At 54.6% G+C, this 2500-nt stretch carries 1 tRNA gene and 2 rRNA genes (1 of these 3 cut by a window edge); all 3 read right to left on the minus strand.

The annotated features are described in order from the left end of the window. Nucleotide 1 precedes the first annotated feature (1 nt). Nucleotides 2–78: transfer RNA gene (locus C8J33_RS26510), tRNA-Met, on the minus strand. Between the two features lie 53 nt (nt 79–131). Then, nucleotides 132–246: ribosomal RNA gene (gene rrf, locus C8J33_RS26515) — 5S ribosomal RNA — on the minus strand. A 301-nt stretch (nt 247–547) separates the two neighbouring features. Continuing rightward, nucleotides 548–2500 (minus strand): 23S ribosomal RNA (locus tag C8J33_RS26520) (it continues 928 nt past the right edge of the window).

Genomic DNA, 2500 nt, shown 5'->3' on the forward strand with positions numbered 1-2500 from the left:
TTGGTTGCGGGGGCAGGATTTGAACCTGCGGCCTTCAGGTTATGAGCCTGACGAGCTACCGGGCTGCTCCACCCCGCGGAAGGGATTGTGACTGAGGTTGTGTGAGAAGATGGAATGTTTGCCTTTAGCAGACCTGGCAGCGACCGACTCTCCCGCGTCTTAAGACGAAGTACCATAGGCGCTGGGGCGTTTCACGGCCGTGTTCGGAATGGGAACGGGTGCGGCCACCCCGCCAGAACCACCAGGTCGGCTAAGGGCAAACGAAACGAGAAGCTGGATTTTTTCAGGAGCGAAGTGGGAGTAGCCAATAGCGAATAGGGTTTCCATTCGGTCTGGCTCTGTTTTCGCTGGATTTGAACACGTCTTTGGAGTTTGCTTTGGGCTCGTGATCAGGCCGCAAGGCCTGCAAGCGCAGAGCGCGTCGCCCATCGTTGGGCGCGCCGTCCGCAGCGAAGCGACCGAAGGTCGCGACAGCGTGAGGACAAAACATGATCATCGAGCCGACGAAGGCTTTGCCTTCGCGGCGAGATGAGCATGGGCAATGGGAACGATCAAGTTCGATCGAACGATTAGTACCGGTAAGCTTCATGCATTACTGCACGTCCACACCCGGCCTATCAACGTGGTCGTCTTCCACGGTTCTCAAGGGAATACTCGTTTTCAGGGGGGTTTCCCGCTTAGATGCCTTCAGCGGTTATCCCGTCCATATATAGCTACCCTGCTATGCCCTTGGCAGGACAACAGGTCCACCAGAGATATGTCCATCCCGGTCCTCTCGTACTAGGGACAGATCCTGTCAATATTCCAACACCCACGGCAGATAGGGACCGAACTGTCTCACGACGTTCTGAACCCAGCTCACGTACCGCTTTAATTGGCGAACAGCCAAACCCTTGGGACCTGCTCCAGCCCCAGGATGCGATGAGCCGACATCGAGGTGCCAAACAACCCCGTCGATATGGACTCTTGGGGGTCATCAGCCTGTTATCCCCGGCGTACCTTTTATCCGTTGAGCGATGGCCCTTCCACGCGGGACCACCGGATCACTATGACCGACTTTCGTCTCTGCTCGACTTGTCAGTCTCGCAGTCAGGCGGGCTTATGCCATTGCACTCGACGAACGATTTCCGACCGTTCTGAGCCCACCATCGCGCGCCTCCGTTACTCTTTCGGAGGCGACCGCCCCAGTCAAACTACCCACCATACACTGTCCCGGATCCGGATAACGGACCGCGGTTAGACATCCATGACGATAAGGGTGGTATTTCAAGGATGGCTCCACCTGAACTGGCGTCCAAGCTTCAAAGCCTACCACCTATCCTACACATGCCGACACGAATGCCAGTGTAAAGCTATAGTAAAGGTGCACGGGGTCTTTCCGTCTGACCGCAGGAACCCCGCATCTTCACGGGGAATTCAATTTCACTGAGTCTATGCTGGAGACAGCGGGGAAGTCGTTACGCCATTCGTGCAGGTCGGAACTTACCCGACAAGGAATTTCGCTACCTTAGGACCGTTATAGTTACGGCCGCCGTTTACTGGGGCTTCAGTTCAAAGCTTGCACCTCTCCCTTTAACCTTCCAGCACCGGGCAGGCGTCAGGCCCTATACGTCGTCTTAAAGACTTCGCAGAGCCCTGTGTTTTTGATAAACAGTCGCTACCCCCTGGTCTGTGCCACCCCATCATACTTGCGTACAAAAGGGTCACGCTTCTTCCGAAGTTACGCGTGCAATTTGCCGAGTTCCTTCAGCATAGTTCTCTCAAGCGCCTTGGTATGCTCTACCTGACCACCTGTGTCGGTTTCGGGTACGGTCTATACGGTGGGGCTATTTCCTGGAACCGCTTCCCCGCCCTGACAATCCAATAAGTCAGAACAAGTTACGCAATCCGTCACTTCCCACCAGGCCCACGAATATTAACGTGGTTCCCATCGACTACGCGTTTCCGCCTCGCCTTAGGGGCCGGCTAACCCTGCTCAGATTAACTTTAAGCAGGAACCCTTGGTCTTTCGGCGAGAGGGTCTCTCACCCTCTTTATCGTTACTCATGTCAACATTCGCACTTCCGATATCTCCAGAGGCCCTCACGGGTCCTCCTTCACAGACTTACGGAACGCTCCGCTACCACGTAATCCCCTAAAGGATCACATCCTCAGCTTCGGTGCATGGCTTTAGCCCCGTTACATTTTCGGCGCAAAACCCCTTAATTAGACCAGTGAGCTGTTACGCTTTCTTTAAATGATGGCTGCTTCTAAGCCAACATCCTGGTTGTTTTGGGAGTCTCACATCCTTTCCCACTTAGCCATGACTTGGGGACCTTAGATGGAGGTCAGGGTTGTTGCCCTCTTCACGACGGACGTTAGCACCCGCCGTGTGTCTGCCGAGTAGTACTCTCAGGTATTCGGAGTTTGATTAGGATCAGTAAGACGGTGAGTCCCCATAGCCCATTCAGTGCTCTACCCCCTGAGGTATTCGCTCGACGCACTACCTAAATAGTTTTCG

The sequence above is a fragment of the Rhizobium sp. PP-CC-3G-465 genome, from assembly GCF_004343445.1.
Taxonomy (GTDB): Bacteria; Pseudomonadota; Alphaproteobacteria; order Rhizobiales; family Rhizobiaceae; genus Ferranicluibacter; species Ferranicluibacter rubi.